Raw genomic sequence first — 14,832 nt, 5'->3', positions numbered from 1 at the left:
GTGACTGGTGACACGCGCCTCCGAACGAGCCTGCTGACGGTGGCGGCCTGTACCTTTGCGGCATGGCTACGAGCACGAAACCGTCGTCGCGCCCTCGCGCGTCTTCGAAGACCCCTGTGTCGACGAAGGCTCCGGCGCGCGGTTCCTCGCGCTCCGGCGCCGCCGCGACCAAGCGGCTCCCCGCGTCCAAGGCGCCCGCCACCCGCGCCCCCGTGCCGGTGCACGAGGGCCCCGGTCTCGGCACGCGCGCGTGGCTCGGCCTCGCCCACATCGTCGGCGCGGGCTTCCGCGTCCTCGGCAAAGAGTCCCTCGATCCTGCGGAGCGCCGCGACGGCGTGCCCTTCTTCCTGGTGCTCCTCGCGGTCGCCGGCGCCGTCGTCGAGTGGCTGAATCCGGCCGACCCGATCGCGATGGCTCTCGACCACTACACGTTCGGCGGGCTCTTCGGCCGCGTCGCCTACGCCCTGCCGGTCATCATGGTGGTCTTCGCCGGCTGGCTGTTCCGACACCCCTCCTCCGTGCACGACAACACCAGGATCGGCATCGGGCTCGGCCTCCTCGTCGTCTCGATCAGCGGTCTCTGCCACATCTACGGCGGGCGTCCCGTCGCGTCCGACGGCATGGCCGGCCTCGCAGCGGGCGGCGGCATCCTCGGCTGGGTCGTCGCGTCGTGGATGGTCAACCTCCTCACCGTCTGGGTGGCGGTCCCGGTGGTCTGCTTCGTCCTGGCGCTGTCGATCCTGATCGTCACGAAGACGCCGCCGAACCACATCGGCCGACGCGTCCACGAGCTGTACGCCTACCTCTTCGACGCCCCCGGGCCCGACGATGCTGCCTCCGCGCCCTCTCGCGGCCGAGACGAGACCGGGCAGCAGCCGATCGACGGCGTCGACGACGAAGACGCCGACTCGCTCCCGTGGTGGCGCCGCAACAAGAGCGGCCGCGAAGAAGACCCCGCGTACGACACCCCCGTCGTGGCCGAGACGGCACCGACCGAGGGCCTGGGCTCGCGCAAGCGCCGAGGCCGTCGAGGGGAGTCCGCGTCGTTCACCGACATCATCGAGGGGCAGCCCCCGGTGCCCGCGCCAGTCGTGCCGTCCACGGCCGGGGCGCCCGAGCCGTTCGGCGCCGCCGCCGCGGCGACTGCCGAGACAGACCTGCTGAGCGACCTTGGCTTCGCAGAAGAGGCCGTCCGTCACCTGTCGGGCGACGACTCCGCGACGACGGTCCTCCCGAGCCTCCCCGCGACCGCGGCGGCACCCGCGGGGCCCGTCGTTCCGGCCGCGAGCCTCGGCCCGTCCGACGCCGCCTCGGAGTTCTTCGAGCCCGACGAGGCCGACGAGCCGCAGCGCCTCGACCTCGTCGACGACGACGCCGCGCCCTACCGTCTCCCGGCCGTCTCGACGCTGAGTCCGGGCGATCCTGCGAAGACCCGGAGCGAGGCGAACGACACCATCGTCGCCGCCATCACCGAGGTGCTGACGCAGTTCTCCGTCGACGCCCGCGTCGTCGGCTTCTCGCGCGGCCCGACCGTGACGCGCTACGAGATCGAGCTCGGCCCGGGCGTCAAGGTCGAGAAGGTCACCGCGCTGTCGAAGAACCTCTCGTACGCCGTCGCCTCCAACGAGGTGCGGATCCTGTCGCCGATCCCCGGCAAGAGCGCCATCGGTGTCGAGATCCCCAACACCGACCGCGAGATCGTGTCGCTCGGCGACGTCCTGCGCTCCTCCACGGCGACGAAGAGCACCCACCCGATGACCATCGGCGTCGGCAAAGACGTCGAGGGCGGCTACGTCGTGGCGAACCTCGCGAAGATGCCGCACCTCCTGGTCGCCGGGTCGACCGGCTCCGGCAAGTCGATCTTCATCAACACGCTGATCACCTCGCTCCTGATGCGCGCGAAGCCGACCGACGTCCGCATGGTGCTGATCGACCCGAAGCGCGTCGAGCTGTCGATCTACGCGGGCATCCCGCACCTGATCACGCCGATCATCACGAACTCCAAGAAGGCCGCCGAGGCTCTCCAGTGGGTCGTGAAGGAGATGGACATGCGGTACGACGATCTCGCGTCGTTCGGCTTCCGTCACATCGACGACTTCAACAAGGCGGTCGTGAACAACGAGATCGTCCTGCCGCAGGGGAGCGAGCGCTCGCTCAAGCCCTACCCCTACCTCCTCGTGGTCGTCGACGAGCTCGCCGACCTGATGATGGTCGCGCCGCGCGACGTCGAGGACTCCATCGTCCGCATCACGCAGCTCGCCCGCGCGTCCGGCATCCACCTCGTGCTCGCCACGCAGCGGCCGTCCGTGGACGTCGTCACGGGCCTCATCAAGGCCAACGTGCCGTCGCGCCTGGCGTTCGCCGTGGCGAGCGTCACCGACTCCCGCGTCATCCTCGACCAGCCGGGCGCCGACAAGCTGATCGGCCAGGGCGACGGCCTCTTCCTCCCCATGGGCGCCTCCAAGGCCATGCGCATCCAGGGCGCCTGGGTCCAGGAGAGCGAGATCAACGACGTGGTCGCGCACGTCACGCGGCAGGCGCGGCCCGAGTACCGCTCCGACGTCGCGGCCGTGGTCGAGAAGAAAGAGATCGACGGCGACATCGGCGACGACCTCGAGCTCCTCCTCGCGGCGGCCGAGCTCGTCGTCTCGACGCAGTTCGGCTCGACCTCGATGCTGCAGCGCAAGCTCCGCGTCGGATTCGCCAAGGCCGGGCGCCTGATGGACCTCATGGAGTCCCGCGAGATCGTCGGCCCGTCCGAGGGCTCCAAGGCGCGCGACGTCCTCGTGACCGTCGAGCAGCTGCCCGGCGTCCTCGCGAAGCTCCGCGGCCTCGAGGGAGGCTCCCAGGGCTCGGCGCCGGCCAGCCCGACGGTCGACGACCCGCGCTACGCACCGCGTCCCGACGCTCCGGCGGAGCGCGCGGGCGGCGACCGCTCGGCGGGCGACCGCTACTCCGCCGACCCGGTCGGCGACCTGACCCGCGGCTACGAGGAGGTCGACGGCGACGACGGGTCCGAAGACGCCTGGGGCCTGACAGGACGAGACTGAGTCCATGAGCTCCTCACCGAACGGCGACACCCCTCGTGCCAAGGCCTTCCCCCTGACCGGGCGGATCGTCAGCCGCGGCGACGGGCCCGCATCGACGGCGAACATCGCCAACATCATCACGGTGGTCCGCATCCTGATGGCCCCGGTGTTCTTCGTCCTGCTGATCGCCGACGACCACGCCGACGGTGCGCTCCGCGTCTGGGCGGCCGTCATCTTCGTGGTCGCGATCCTGACCGACAGCCTCGACGGGTTCCTCGCCCGCCGTCAGAACCTGGTGTCCGACTTCGGCAAGATCGTCGACCCTCTGGCCGACAAGGTCCTGACCGGCGGGGCGTTCATCGTCCTGTCGGTGCTCGGCGAGCTGCCCTGGTGGGTGACCGTCCTCATCCTGGTCCGGGAGGTCGGCATCACCGTCTACCGGTTCATCGCGCTCCGCGACCGCGTCATCGCCGCCTCTCGCGGCGGCAAGCTCAAGACCCTGCTCCAGGGGGTCGCGCTGACGCTCGCCCTGTTCCCGTTCGTGCACTGGTTCGGCCACTGGTTCGACTACGTGAACATCGTCGTCATGTCGGCGGCGTTCGTGGCGACGATCCTGTCGGGGCTCGACTACATGCGGGTGGCGCTCCTGCACTCGCGGAGCCGCTCCGGCGGGGCAGCGTGACCACCGCCGTCGATCTGGTCGCCGAGCTCCGCTCGGCCGGCCTGACCGTCGCAGTCGCCGAGTCGCTGACGGGCGGGCTGGTCGTCGCCGAGCTGGTCTCCGTACCGGGGGCGTCCGCCGTCGTCGCGGGCGGCGTCGTCGCCTACCAGACTCTGCTCAAGCACTCCCTCCTCGGCGTCGACGCCGGCCTGCTCGAGCGCGAGGGAGCCGTGCACCCCGACGTCGCGGCTCAGATGGCCCAGGGCGTCCGCCAGCGCCTGACCGTCGACGGCCGCCCGGCCGACGTCGGCATCTCGACGACGGGTGTCGCCGGGCCCGACCCGCAAGACGGCAAGCCGGTCGGCACCGTCTACGTCGGTGTCTCGCTCGGCTCCCACGTCGATGTGACAGCTCTCTCTCTCGAGGGCGACCGCGAGGCAATCCGCAGGGCCACCGTGTCCGAATCCCTTGCGGCGGCTGAGAGGCTGCTCCAGCGATCTCGGGAATAGCGCGGGTTTCGGTCGCGTTACAACTCGCAGGTACACACGGCGCATTCAAAGTCTGCTGGCTATGGTTACAGCAGCGGTCGCATTAGTGTTACTCACCCACCTGGTACTTCGATCACGGTGGGTCGTCCTCAGGAGGAGGGTCCTATGGTTCTCGTACGTCAAGAAATCGGTGACGTCCTTCGTGACTTCCGCCTGCAGAAAGGCCGCACGCTCCGCCAGGTCGCTTCGAAGGCCAGCGTCGCGCTCGGTTACCTGAGCGAGGTCGAGCGCGGTCAGAAAGAGGCCAGCTCCGAGATCCTCGCTTCGGTTGCGGATGCTCTCGAGACGCCCATTTCCACCATCATGCGTGAGGTCGGAGACCGCATGGCGGTCCTCGAGGGGCTCAGCCCCGTCCCCGACACGCTCCCCGACGACCTCGTCGCCGAGTTCGACGCCGACCTCGCGGTCCGGTAGAACGCACCGGCTCCGAAGCGAACGCCCCGACATCGTCGGGGCGTTCGTGTTTCCCGGCTCTCGCTGAGCCTCCGGACCTCCAGGAAGGTACCCTCGCCTCGTGCGCAAGAGTGAATTCGCCCGGGCCGTCGTCGACGAGTTCGGCGAGGGGTACGGCCGCGTCGTGACCCGCGACGTCGTCCTGCCCGCCTTCGGCAACGCGACCGCCGACGAGGCCGTCACGCGCGGCGAAGACCCGCGCGACGTGTGGCTGGCGCTCTGTGAGGTCGAGGGCGTGCCGCCCGAGCGGCGCTACGGCGTCGGCCTGCCGAAGCCCCGCACCTAGCCCGGCTCTTCTGCGCACGAACGTCAGAAGCAGGCCCTGCAGGATCGCGCGACACGCGGCCGCGCCACTCGAACGTGTGTTCGGTCGAGTGCTAGCCTCATCCTCACAGGGGCGCACTTCCGCCCGGTTCTCCACAGGTAGTCGCACGTCGCTCTCGAGTGTCGGTGGCCGCCCGTAACGTTCCGGACAACAGCGCACCCCAGAGCCTTGTCGTAGACACGGCGGCCTTGCTCCACCGGCCGACGAAGACGCGACAGCCTATAGGCGCACCGCTTCTCACCCTTCGGCCGTGGCCGCGACGGTGACAGTCACAAGGAGAACACCATGCCCTCAGTTGCTGATCGCGAGAAGGCCCTCGAGACCGCTCTCGCCCAGATCGACCGTCAGTTCGGCAAGGGTGCGGTGATGAGGCTGGGCAGCGACGACCGCGCCCCCGTCGCCATCATCCCCACCGGCTCGATCGCCCTCGACGTCGCCCTCGGCATCGGTGGTCTTCCGCGTGGCCGCATCGTCGAGATTTACGGCCCCGAGTCCTCGGGAAAGACGACGCTGACGCTGCACGCCATCGCCAACGCGCAGAAGGCCGGCGGTATCGCCGCCTTCATCGACGCCGAGCACGCGCTCGACCCCGAGTACGCCAAGAAGCTCGGCGTCGACATCGACGCCCTCCTCGTGTCGCAGCCCGACACCGGTGAGCAGGCCCTCGAGATCGCCGACATGCTCGTCCGATCCGGGTCCATCGACCTCGTCGTCATCGACTCCGTGGCGGCCCTGGTGCCCCGCGCCGAGATCGAGGGCGAGATGGGCGACTCCCACGTCGGCCTCCAGGCGCGACTCATGTCGCAGGCCCTCCGAAAGCTCACCGGTGGTCTCAACCAGACCGGCACCACGATGATCTTCATCAACCAGCTCCGCGAGAAGATCGGCGTGTTCTTCGGAAGCCCCGAGACCACCGCGGGCGGCAAGGCGCTGAAGTTCTACGCCTCGGTACGGCTCGACATCCGCCGCATCGAGACCCTGAAAGACGGCAGCGACGCGGTGGGCAACCGCACGCGCGTGAAGGTCGTCAAGAACAAGATGGCTCCGCCCTTCAAGCAGGCCGAGTTCGACATCCTGTACGGCGTCGGCATCTCCCGCGAGGGCAGCCTGATCGACTTCGGTGTCGAGCACAGCATCGTCCGCAAGTCGGGCGCCTGGTACACCTACGAAGGCGACCAGCTCGGCCAGGGCAAAGAGAACTCGCGCAACTTCCTGCTGCAGAACAAGGCCATCGCCGACGAGATCGAGCAGAAGATCCTCGCCAAGCTCGGCGTCGGAGCCGACGGGGCTGCCGCCAAGGCCGCAACCGATGCGGCTTCCGCTGCTGCACCCGTCGAGCCCATCCAGCGCAAGCTGGCTGAGCGCAAGGGCGCGTGACGGAGCACGACGACCGCCTCGCTCCGGTGACTCCGCTCTTCGGAGCGAAGTCGCCGGGCTCCGGGCGGTCGTCCGGCCGTGCCTCGGGCGCCGCGGCCTCGGCAGGCGAGACTGCTGACGGCTGGGCCCTGAGCGCGACTCCCGGGGCCGATGAGGCCGGTGCCGCTGAGGCCGGGGCCGCTGAGGCTGGCGCCATCGAACACAGTGGCGATGATGCTGCGGGCAGTGCCTCTGACGGGCGCGCCGACGGGGGAGCAGGCACGAGCACGCACCCCAGCACTCGGCGGCGGGCCTCTGCCCTCCGCGCTGTCGACGGTGACGCCACCGCGATCGTGAGCCCTCTGCCGACGTACGCCGCCTTCGCCGCGAAGACCGAGGGCCCCGACAGCGGCGTGCGGTTCGACGACGACGAGCCGCCCGAGCCCGAGCCGGAAGGCCTCGAGGCAGCGCAGAAGCGGGCTGAGAACATCAGCCTGCACGCGCTGAGTCGCCGAGGGGTGTCGTCGCACGAGATGGCCAAGACACTGCGGTCGCGCGACCTCCCCGAGGAGGTCGTGATCGCCGAGGTCGAGCGGCTCGAGCGGGTGGGGCTGCTCGACGACGCGGAGCTGGCCGAGAACCTGGTCCGCACCAAGCAAGACCGCAAGGGCCTCGGCAAGCAGGCCATCACCGCCGAGCTGCGGCAGCGGGGCATCGCCCAGGAGGCGATCGAACAGGCCGTCTCCGAGATCGACGACGACGAAGAGCAGGCGCGCTGCGACGAGTGGGCTCTGAAGAGGGCGGGCCAGCTGCGCGGCCTCGATCAGGCGACGGCCGAGAGGCGACTGAACGCCTTCCTGATGCGACGCGGCTACCGGTCCGAGGTGATCCGCCGCGCGGTCGAGAAGGCTCTTCCCCGCGGGGGCCGAGGCGGCGGCGTCCGCTTCGAGTGACGACTGTCGCAGCACGCTGAGACCCCGGATGCGGCGGCGGGTCGACGGTTCGACTGCGACTCGGTCGACGGCCTGACGATTTACACTGGAGCACTATGTCGACGGTCCTCGAGAGCAGTCCCACCCCCAGCGCAGCAGCAGCGGCGCCGCGCACCTACGAGGTCCGCACCTTCGGCTGTCAGATGAACGTGCACGACTCGGAGCGCCTGAGCGGGTCGCTGGAGGCCGCCGGCTACCTTCCCGCCGCGGGCCGACAAGCCGACATCGTCGTCATCAACACCTGCGCCGTCCGCGAGAACGCCGACAACAAGCTCTACGGCACCCTCGGGCACCTGGCCGCCCTGAAGCGCGACCACGCGGGCATGCAGATCGCGGTCGGCGGCTGCCTCGCCCAGAAAGACAAGTCCGTCATCCTCGAGAAGGCCCCGTGGGTCGACGTGGTCTTCGGCACGCACAACATGGGCGCGCTGCCCACGCTCCTCGAGCGGGCCCGGCACAACGACGAGGCGCAGCTGGAGATCCTCGAGTCCCTCGACGTGTTCCCCTCGACGCTGCCGACGAAGCGCGACTCGACCTACAGCGGCTGGGTCTCCATCTCGGTCGGTTGCAACAACACCTGCACGTTCTGCATCGTGCCCGCGCTCCGCGGCAAGGAGAAAGACCGCCGTCCCGGCGACATCCTGAGCGAGATCCGGGCGCTGGTCGACGACGGGGCCGTCGAGGTCACGCTCCTCGGCCAGAACGTCAACTCGTACGGCGTCGAGTTCGGCGACCGCGGCGCGTTCGCCAAGCTCCTCCGCGCCGTGGGCACGATCCCCGGCCTCGAGCGCATCCGCTTCACGAGTCCGCACCCCGCCGCCTTCACCGACGACGTCATCGACGCGATGGCCGAGACGCCGAGCGTCATGCCCCAGCTGCACATGCCGCTCCAATCGGGGTCCGACCGCATCCTGAAGGCGATGCGGCGCAGCTATCGGAGCGAGAAGTTCCTCGGCATCCTCGACCGTGTCCGCGCCCGGATCCCGAACGCCGCGATCAGCACCGACATCATCGTCGGCTTCCCCGGCGAGACCGAAGCCGACTTCCTCGAGACGCTCCGCGTCGTCGAAGAGGCCCGCTTCGCCAGCGCCTTCACGTTCCAGTACTCCATCCGGCCCGGCACTCCGGCCGCCACGCTGCCCGACCAGCTCCCGAAGGAGGTCGTTCAGGAGCGGTACGAGCGTCTCGTCGCCGTCCAAGACCGCATCTCCGCCGAAGAGAACCAGAAGCAGGTCGGACGCCGCGTCGAGATCCTCGTCGCCACCGGCGAGGGCCGCAAAGACAAGGCCACGCACCGCCTCTCCGGCCGTGCCGAAGACTCACGGCTCGTCCACTTCGAGGTCCCCGAAGGCGCCCCGGCGCCCCGCCCGGGCGATGTCGTCACGACGACGATCACCGATGCGAAGCCCTTCTACCTGATCGCCGACGCCGCGCCCGGGTCGGAGTTCTCCGTCCGGCGCACCCGCGCCGGCGACGCGTGGGACGCCGCCGAGATCGCGAGCTGCGCGGTCCCGTCCTCGACGAGCGGAGCGGGGCATGCGGGCGCCACTAACGGCACCGGCACCGGCACCGGCACCGGCACCGGCACCGGCACCGGCACCGGCGCTCGCGTCTCGCTCGGCCTCCCGACGCTCCGTGTCGCGACGACCCCGATCTACGACCCCGCCGACGGCCAGCGCTAGGTCGTGAGCCACCCCGATCCTGCGCCCGCCGATCGCGGATCCGCCGACGCGACCGGGCGCCTCGCCGGCGACGCGACCGGGCGCCTCGCGGTCGTCGTGGGCGCGACGGGCACCGGAAAATCCGCCTTCGCCCTCGACCTCGCCGACGCTCTCGCGCGACGAGGCTCCGCAGCCGAGATCGTGAACGCCGACGCGATGCAGCTCTACCGCGGCATGGACGTCGGCACTGCCAAGCTGTCGCCGGGTGAGCGTCGCGGCGTCCCGCACCACCTCCTCGACGAGCTCGACGTCACCGCAGAGGCGAGCGTCGAGTGGTACCAGGGGCGTGCGCGCGACGTGATCGACGACATCCTGCGCCGCGACCGCGTGCCGATCCTGGTCGGTGGTTCGGGCCTCTACGTCAGCGGCGTGGCCTTCGACTTCCGGTTCCCGGGCACCGACCCCGAGATCCGCGCGCGCTACGAAGACCAGCTCGAGCGGGAGGGGGCTCGCGCCCTCCACGAGCTGCTGCGGGAGCGCGATCCTGCAGCGGCCACGGCGATCGGGCCTCACAACGGGCGCCGACTCGCCCGCGCCCTCGAGGTCGGCGAACTCACCGGGGAGTCGTTCGCCGTGGGCCTCCCCGACGACGCGCCCCTGTGGCATCCTGCCGTCTTCTTCGGCCTGGAGGAGGAGCGCGGCGTGCTGGTCGACCGCCTCGACCGGCGCGTCGAGGCGATGTGGCGTGACGGCCTCGTCGACGAGGTCCGCGCGCTCCTGCCGCAGGGGCTCGAACAGGGCGTCACCGCCTCTCGAGCGATCGGCTACGCGCAGGCGATCGCCGAGGTCCGCGGCGACCTGTCCGAGAGCGAGGCGCAGGATGCCACGAAGCAGCTCACGAGACGCTACGCGCGTCGGCAGGTGAGCTGGTTCCGGCGCTATCCGCGGGTGTCCTGGTCGCGATCCGGCACTCCCGGGGCAGCGGAGGCGGCCGCCGATACACTGCTGGGGTGACCACCACCGCGCAGCCGACCACCGTCCGATTCACCAAGGGTCAGGGCACCGGCAACGACTTCGTGCTGTTCTCCGATCCGGAGGGCGACTTCGACCTGACGCCCGACCGCATCCGCGCGCTGGCAGACCGCCACTTCGGCGTCGGCGGCGACGGCGTGATCCGCGCGGTGCGGTCCGAGAACCACCCCGAGGGGCGGGCGATCCTCGAGGAGGACGACGCCGCGGAGTGGTTCATGGACTACCACAACGCCGACGGGAGCGCCGCCGAGATGTGCGGCAACGGCATCCGCGTCTTCACGGCATACCTCCTCGAGCAGGGTCTCGCGACTCTGACCCCGGGCGAGACGCTCTCCATCGGCACCCGCGCAGGCGTCCGCGACGTGCAGCTCAACGCCCGCGGGTTCCAGGTCGACCTGGGGCGGTGGCGCCTCGACGACGAGCACCCCGAGGTGCGGGCGCGCGATCTCCACGCCGTGCGGCCGGGGCTCGGGCTGAGCGTCGGCAACCCGCACGTCGTGGTCGCGCTGGCGACCGCCGACGAGCTTGCCAAGGTCGATCTCACGGTCATCCCGATCATCGAGCCGGCGCCTCTCGAGGGCGCGAACGTCGAATTCGTCGTGCCGTCCGACCCGCTCGTCGCCGACGGCGTGGGCAGGATCACGATGCGCGTCCACGAACGAGGCTCCGGCGAGACGCTGTCGTGCGGCACCGGCGCCGCGGCGGCAGCTCTCGCGGTCCGCTACTACGCGGGCCCCAGCGCGCCCGACCAGTGGCGGGTGGACGTCCCGGGCGGAACCGTCGGCGTCCGCATGTTCGCCACGGAGGACGGCGAGCACGTCTCGCTGAGCGGTCCGGCCGAGCTGGTGTTCACGGGAGAGCTCGCCATCTGACCGGGCTGCAGGCGCCTGCCTGCCCTTTCGCATCCTGCCCACGGCGCGTAGAATCAAGGCATGAAGATCTGAACCTGAACTACAGGCGTGTCGCCCGCAGAATGCGGTAGCCCTTCGATGTCGACGTTCGCTCGACCTCCACGACGCCCTTCAGGTCTTCGTTCAGCCACTTCTGCAGCGAGTCGGCTCCGAGGTTCTTCGCCACCACGAGGTACGCCTCGAGGTCTCGTCCGAGCCGAGGCAGCCACTGCGACAGGATCTCGTGCAGAACGGTCTTGCCGACCCGGATGGGCGGGTTCGACCAGATGCCGTCGAACTCGATCTCCGAGGGAACATCGTCGGGCAGCACCGCGTTGATGTTGGTGATGCCCGCCCGTCTCGCGTTCTCGCGCAGCAGCTCCAGCACCCGCTCGTTCACATCGACCGCCCACACCGTGGCGTCGGGGGAGAGCAGGGCGAGTGTGAGGGCGACGGGCCCCCAACCACATCCCACATCCAAGAAGGTGCCTTCGCGCGGTGGCGTCGGCATCTCGGCCAGGAGCACCTGAGTGCCCGGGTCGATCCGCCCCGGTGAGAAGACGCCGGCGGCGGTCGCCAGAGAGAGTTCGCGGCCCGCGATCTCGACCGTGATCTCTCGCGGTCGGAGTTCGCTCGACGGCTGCGACGAGAAGTAGTGCTCGCTGGCCATCCCCACAGATTATCGAACCTGAAAGGTCTAATGTGACTGCAATGACTGAGCACAGCAGCACGGGCACCGAGCGCCAGGAGAGCGACGACGTCGTCGACCGCATCCTGCGAGGCTCCGAGACCCGCGCCGGTCTGTCGGTCTTCTCGCCCGCGTCGGCGATCCAGACGAGGGGCCTCCGAGGCCCCGCAGTCGACGGCGACGCGACCGACGGCGACCAGTTCGACCTCGAAGACCGTCAGGCGCTCCGGCGCGTGGCCGGGCTCTCGACCGAGCTCGAAGACGTCACCGAGGTCGAATACCGACAGCTCCGACTCGAGAACGTCGTCCTGATCGGCGTGTATTCGCAGGGCTCCCTGCAGGATGCCGAGAACTCCCTCCGCGAGCTCGCGGCTCTCGCCGAGACGGCCGGTGCGGTCGTCCTCGACGGTCTGCTCCAGCGCCGTCCGAACCCCGACCCCAGCACCTACCTCGGCTCGGGCAAGGCGATCGAGCTGAAGAACACCGTCATGGCGCTCGGCGCCGACACCGTGATCGCCGACACCGAGCTGGCTCCGAGCCAGCGGCGCGCGCTCGAGGACGTGGTGAAGGTGAAGGTGATCGACCGCACGGCCGTCATCCTCGACATCTTCAGCCAGCACGCCAAGAGCCGCGAGGGCAAGGCGCAGGTCGAGCTCGCCCAGCTCGAGTACCTCCTCCCGCGGCTCCGCGGCTGGGGCGAGTCGATGTCCCGCCAGGCCGGTGGCCAGGTGGGCGGCGCGGGCGCGGGCATGGGCTCGCGTGGTCCCGGTGAGACGAAGATCGAGCTCGACCGCCGCCGCATCCACACGCGGATGGCGATCCTGCGCAAGAAGATCAAGGAGATGAAGCCGGCTCGAGACGCCAAGCGCGCGAACCGCGTCCGCAACGTCGTCCCGAGCGTGGCCATCGCCGGCTACACGAACGCGGGCAAGTCGAGCCTCCTCAACCGCCTCACGCGGGCAGGCGTCCTGGTCGAGAACGCGCTGTTCGCGACCCTCGATGCCACCGTCCGCAAGAGCGTCACCGACGACGGCCGCCCGTTCACGTACACCGACACCGTCGGCTTCGTCCGCAATCTGCCGCACCAGCTGGTGGAGGCCTTCCGGTCGACGCTGGAGGAGGTCGAGGGCAGCGACATCATCGTGCACGTCGTCGACGGGTCGCACCCCGACCCGGCCGCGCAGCTCGCGACGGTGCGGGAGGTCATCTCCGAGGTCGACGGCCGCGAGATCCCCGAGGTCGTCGTGTTCAACAAGAGCGACCTGGTCGACGAGGGTCAGCGCCTCGTGCTCCGCGGTCTGGTGCCCGACGCGGTCTTCGTGTCGGCCCGGACCGGCGAGGGCATCGACGAGCTCCGCGCGAAGCTCGCCGAGCTGCTCCCGCGGCCCGAGGTCGAGCTCGACCTGCTGGTGCCGTACGACCGCGGCGAGGTGATCGCCAGGATCCACGAGATCGGGCGGGTCGTCGACGTGCAGTACGTCGAGGCCGGCACGCGGGTCATCGCGAAGGTCTACCCGCAGGATGCCCCGACGCTCCAGGAGTTCGTGGCCTAGCAAGCCGACCGACGCGAACCGCCCCCGGCCTTCTGGTCGGGGGCGGTTCACGTACGGGGCTGCGCGAGGCGGGTGTTCAGGCCGTGGTCAGAGCGACCGCAGGACCGCCACGACCTTGCCGAGGATCTGCGCGTGGTCGCCCACGATCGGCTCGAAGTTCGAGTTGCGGGGGAGCAGCCACGTGTGACCGTCGCGCTGGCGGAAGACCTTGACGGTCGCCTCGTCGTCGAGCATCGCGGCGACGATCTCGCCGTTCTCGGCGTCGTTCTGCTGGCGGACGACGACCCAGTCGCCGTCGCAGATGGCGGCGTCGATCATCGACTCGCCGACCACCCTCAGCATGAAGAGCTCGCCCTTGCCGACGAGGGTGCGGGGGAGCGGCATGACGTCTTCGACCTGCTGCTCGGCCGTGATCGGGACGCCGGCCGCGATGCGACCGACGAGCGGGACCCGGGCGGTGACGTTGTCGTCGTCGTCGAAGCGGACGATCGACGGGGTCGGCTCCTCCTTCGCGGGATCCTCAGCCAGCACCTCGAGCGCGCGAGGCCGGTTCGGGTCGCGGCGGATGACCCCGGCGAGCTCGAGCTGGTTCAGCTGGTGGGTCACGCTCGAGAGGGATGCGAGGCCGACGGCGTCGCCGATCTCGCGCATGCTCGGCGGGTAGCCGCGCGCGGCGATCGAATCGCGGATCGCGCCCAGGATCAGCGTCTGCTTGGCCGTCAGAGGCTTGCGGGCCCGTGGGTCCGCCTCGGTCGTCTCCGCTGCGCTCATGACTCTCCTCGCCGTCCCGGTCGTCTCTGGCCCGGAGGCGCCTCCGACTCGAATGTCGGTGGCTCCTGTTCTGATAGGGCCAGCGATCGAAACTGTATCCGGTCGCGGTATGCCCGACAAACATATGTTCGAGCGTGTCGCACTCTTTTCGAGGCTTTCTGGCCGGATCCTCTTGAAATCGCTGCTGTTCGAAGATATGTTCGGAACACGTCTTCGCGCCAGTGCGAGAGCACGAGCAGTCCCGGCCGAGTGTTCGGTCTCGACCACTCGGCGCGAAGGCCCCCGGTTTGCGGTACGGCCCCGTCTGCGGGCCCCAGGTTTTCTGAGAGGACCATCATGAGCGCCACCATCACAGCCTTCCCCCGCGTCGCTGGCACGCACGGCATTCTCCCCGTCGACGTCGAGCGCGCCTCCGTCGAAGCCCCTGCTCGCGCATCCCACCTTCACATCACGCGCCGCGGGCGCCTCGTGCTCACAGCGACAGTGGCGCTGGCGGTCCTGGCGACGGTGCTGGGCTTCGTCCTGAGCGGCGGCAGTGCCGTGGCCACAGGCACCGCGGGCGACGTCCACTTCCAGCACGTGACCGTCGCCGCGGGCGAGACGCTCTGGCAGGTCGCCGAAGACGTCGCTCCCGACTCCGATCCCCGAGACGTCATCGCCGACATCCAGCAGCTCAACAACCTCTCCACCACGCAGGTCCTGCCGGGTCAGTCGCTGGCGATCCCGCTGAAGTACGACCACAGCTAGGCGCGATCGGTCGACGCTCTGTCGGCCGTCGCGTGGCAGCCGCCGGATCAGCCAGAGGGCGTCCCCGTGAGGGGTTGCCCTTCTCGTGTCGGCGGCCCGCCGCCACCAGTACCCGCTGCCGGCTGC

The 14,832-nt window shown here is 70.0% G+C and carries 14 protein-coding genes; 12 read left to right on the top strand and 2 right to left on the bottom strand.

Translation table 11 applies throughout. From position 1 onward, the window contains the following. Positions 1-62 precede the first annotated feature (62 nt). The 10 genes from ABD733_RS11585 to dapF all read left to right on the top strand — a co-directional run bounded on the left by ABD733_RS11585 (position 63) and on the right by dapF (position 10,929). The gene (locus ABD733_RS11585) at positions 63-3,050 is read left to right on the top strand and encodes an FtsK/SpoIIIE family DNA translocase (RefSeq protein WP_344796340.1); all 2,988 of its coding nucleotides are present in this window, start codon (positions 63-65) and stop codon (positions 3,048-3,050) included. 4 nt (positions 3,051-3,054) lie between these two features. Continuing rightward, complete coding sequence (pgsA, locus tag ABD733_RS11580) at positions 3,055-3,711, top strand: CDP-diacylglycerol--glycerol-3-phosphate 3-phosphatidyltransferase (protein ID WP_344796338.1); 657 nt, start codon at positions 3,055-3,057, stop codon at positions 3,709-3,711. Further along, entirely contained in the window at positions 3,708-4,199 is a 492-nt protein-coding gene (locus ABD733_RS11575; protein WP_344796336.1) for a CinA family protein, read from the top strand. Before pgsA ends, ABD733_RS11575 begins: the two co-directional genes overlap by 4 nt. A 144-nt stretch (positions 4,200-4,343) precedes the next feature. Beyond that, on the top strand, positions 4,344-4,652 hold the full coding sequence (locus ABD733_RS11570) for a helix-turn-helix domain-containing protein (protein WP_123505971.1): 309 nt from the start codon (positions 4,344-4,346) through the stop codon (positions 4,650-4,652). A gap of 100 nt (positions 4,653-4,752) precedes the next feature. Next, positions 4,753-4,977: a DUF3046 domain-containing protein gene (locus ABD733_RS11565; protein WP_344796329.1), complete on the top strand. Its 225-nt coding sequence runs from the start codon at positions 4,753-4,755 to the stop codon at positions 4,975-4,977. 324 nt (positions 4,978-5,301) lie between these two features. After that, positions 5,302-6,393 (top strand): recombinase RecA, encoded by a 1,092-nt coding sequence (recA, locus tag ABD733_RS11560; RefSeq protein ID WP_344796327.1) that lies wholly within the window; start codon positions 5,302-5,304, stop codon positions 6,391-6,393. Further along, positions 6,390-7,325: a regulatory protein RecX gene (locus ABD733_RS11555; RefSeq protein WP_344796325.1), complete on the top strand. Its 936-nt coding sequence runs from the start codon at positions 6,390-6,392 to the stop codon at positions 7,323-7,325. The genes recA and ABD733_RS11555 overlap by 4 nt, the downstream gene beginning before the upstream one ends. A gap of 95 nt (positions 7,326-7,420) precedes the next feature. Next, the gene (miaB, locus tag ABD733_RS11550; protein WP_344796323.1) at positions 7,421-9,046 is read left to right on the top strand and encodes a tRNA (N6-isopentenyl adenosine(37)-C2)-methylthiotransferase MiaB; all 1,626 of its coding nucleotides are present in this window, start codon (positions 7,421-7,423) and stop codon (positions 9,044-9,046) included. A 96-nt stretch (positions 9,047-9,142) separates the two neighbouring features. Further along, complete coding sequence (gene miaA, locus ABD733_RS11545) at positions 9,143-10,039, top strand: tRNA (adenosine(37)-N6)-dimethylallyltransferase MiaA (protein WP_344797023.1); 897 nt, start codon at positions 9,143-9,145, stop codon at positions 10,037-10,039. Beyond that, complete coding sequence (gene dapF, locus ABD733_RS11540) at positions 10,036-10,929, top strand: diaminopimelate epimerase (protein ID WP_344796322.1); 894 nt, start codon at positions 10,036-10,038, stop codon at positions 10,927-10,929. Before miaA ends, dapF begins: the two co-directional genes overlap by 4 nt. A gap of 79 nt (positions 10,930-11,008) precedes the next feature. On the opposite strand, the gene ABD733_RS11535 is transcribed toward dapF, so the two are convergent. Beyond that, positions 11,009-11,617 carry a class I SAM-dependent methyltransferase gene (locus ABD733_RS11535; RefSeq protein WP_344796320.1) on the bottom strand — a complete coding sequence of 203 codons (609 nt, stop codon included), beginning with the start codon at positions 11,615-11,617 and terminating at the stop codon, positions 11,009-11,011. Positions 11,618-11,658: 41 nt separating this feature from the next. Between ABD733_RS11535 and hflX the strand changes: the two genes are divergently transcribed. Next, positions 11,659-13,188: a GTPase HflX gene (gene hflX, locus ABD733_RS11530; protein WP_344796318.1), complete on the top strand. Its 1,530-nt coding sequence runs from the start codon at positions 11,659-11,661 to the stop codon at positions 13,186-13,188. Between the two features lie 87 nt (positions 13,189-13,275). On the opposite strand, the gene lexA is transcribed toward hflX, so the two are convergent. After that, positions 13,276-13,959: a transcriptional repressor LexA gene (gene lexA / locus ABD733_RS11525; RefSeq protein WP_344796316.1), complete on the bottom strand. Its 684-nt coding sequence runs from the start codon at positions 13,957-13,959 to the stop codon at positions 13,276-13,278. Between the two features lie 336 nt (positions 13,960-14,295). Between lexA and ABD733_RS11520 the strand changes: the two genes are divergently transcribed. Next, positions 14,296-14,706, top strand: coding sequence for a LysM peptidoglycan-binding domain-containing protein (locus tag ABD733_RS11520; RefSeq protein WP_344796314.1), 411 nt, complete (start codon positions 14,296-14,298; stop codon positions 14,704-14,706). The last annotated feature ends 126 nt before the right edge of the window (positions 14,707-14,832 follow it).

Source organism: Frondihabitans peucedani, from assembly GCF_039537585.1.
Classification (GTDB): domain Bacteria; phylum Actinomycetota; class Actinomycetes; order Actinomycetales; family Microbacteriaceae; genus Frondihabitans; species Frondihabitans peucedani.
The sequence above is the reverse complement of the archived record's forward strand: the minus strand, read 5'-3'. Positions and strand labels throughout refer to the sequence as shown.

Coding starts and splice junctions, on each gene's coding strand:
- ABD733_RS11520 (WP_344796314.1), top strand. CDS start 14,296: ATGAGCGCCACCATCACAGCCTTCCCCCGCGTCGCTGGCACGCACGGC.
- ABD733_RS11585 (WP_344796340.1), top strand. CDS start 63: ATGGCTACGAGCACGAAACCGTCGTCGCGCCCTCGCGCGTCTTCGAAG.
- miaB (WP_344796323.1), top strand. CDS start 7,421: ATGTCGACGGTCCTCGAGAGCAGTCCCACCCCCAGCGCAGCAGCAGCG.
- ABD733_RS11535 (WP_344796320.1), bottom strand. CDS start 11,617: ATGGCCAGCGAGCACTACTTCTCGTCGCAGCCGTCGAGCGAACTCCGA.
- recA (WP_344796327.1), top strand. CDS start 5,302: ATGCCCTCAGTTGCTGATCGCGAGAAGGCCCTCGAGACCGCTCTCGCC.
- hflX (WP_344796318.1), top strand. CDS start 11,659: ATGACTGAGCACAGCAGCACGGGCACCGAGCGCCAGGAGAGCGACGAC.
- ABD733_RS11570 (WP_123505971.1), top strand. CDS start 4,344: ATGGTTCTCGTACGTCAAGAAATCGGTGACGTCCTTCGTGACTTCCGC.
- lexA (WP_344796316.1), bottom strand. CDS start 13,959: ATGAGCGCAGCGGAGACGACCGAGGCGGACCCACGGGCCCGCAAGCCT.
- pgsA (WP_344796338.1), top strand. CDS start 3,055: ATGAGCTCCTCACCGAACGGCGACACCCCTCGTGCCAAGGCCTTCCCC.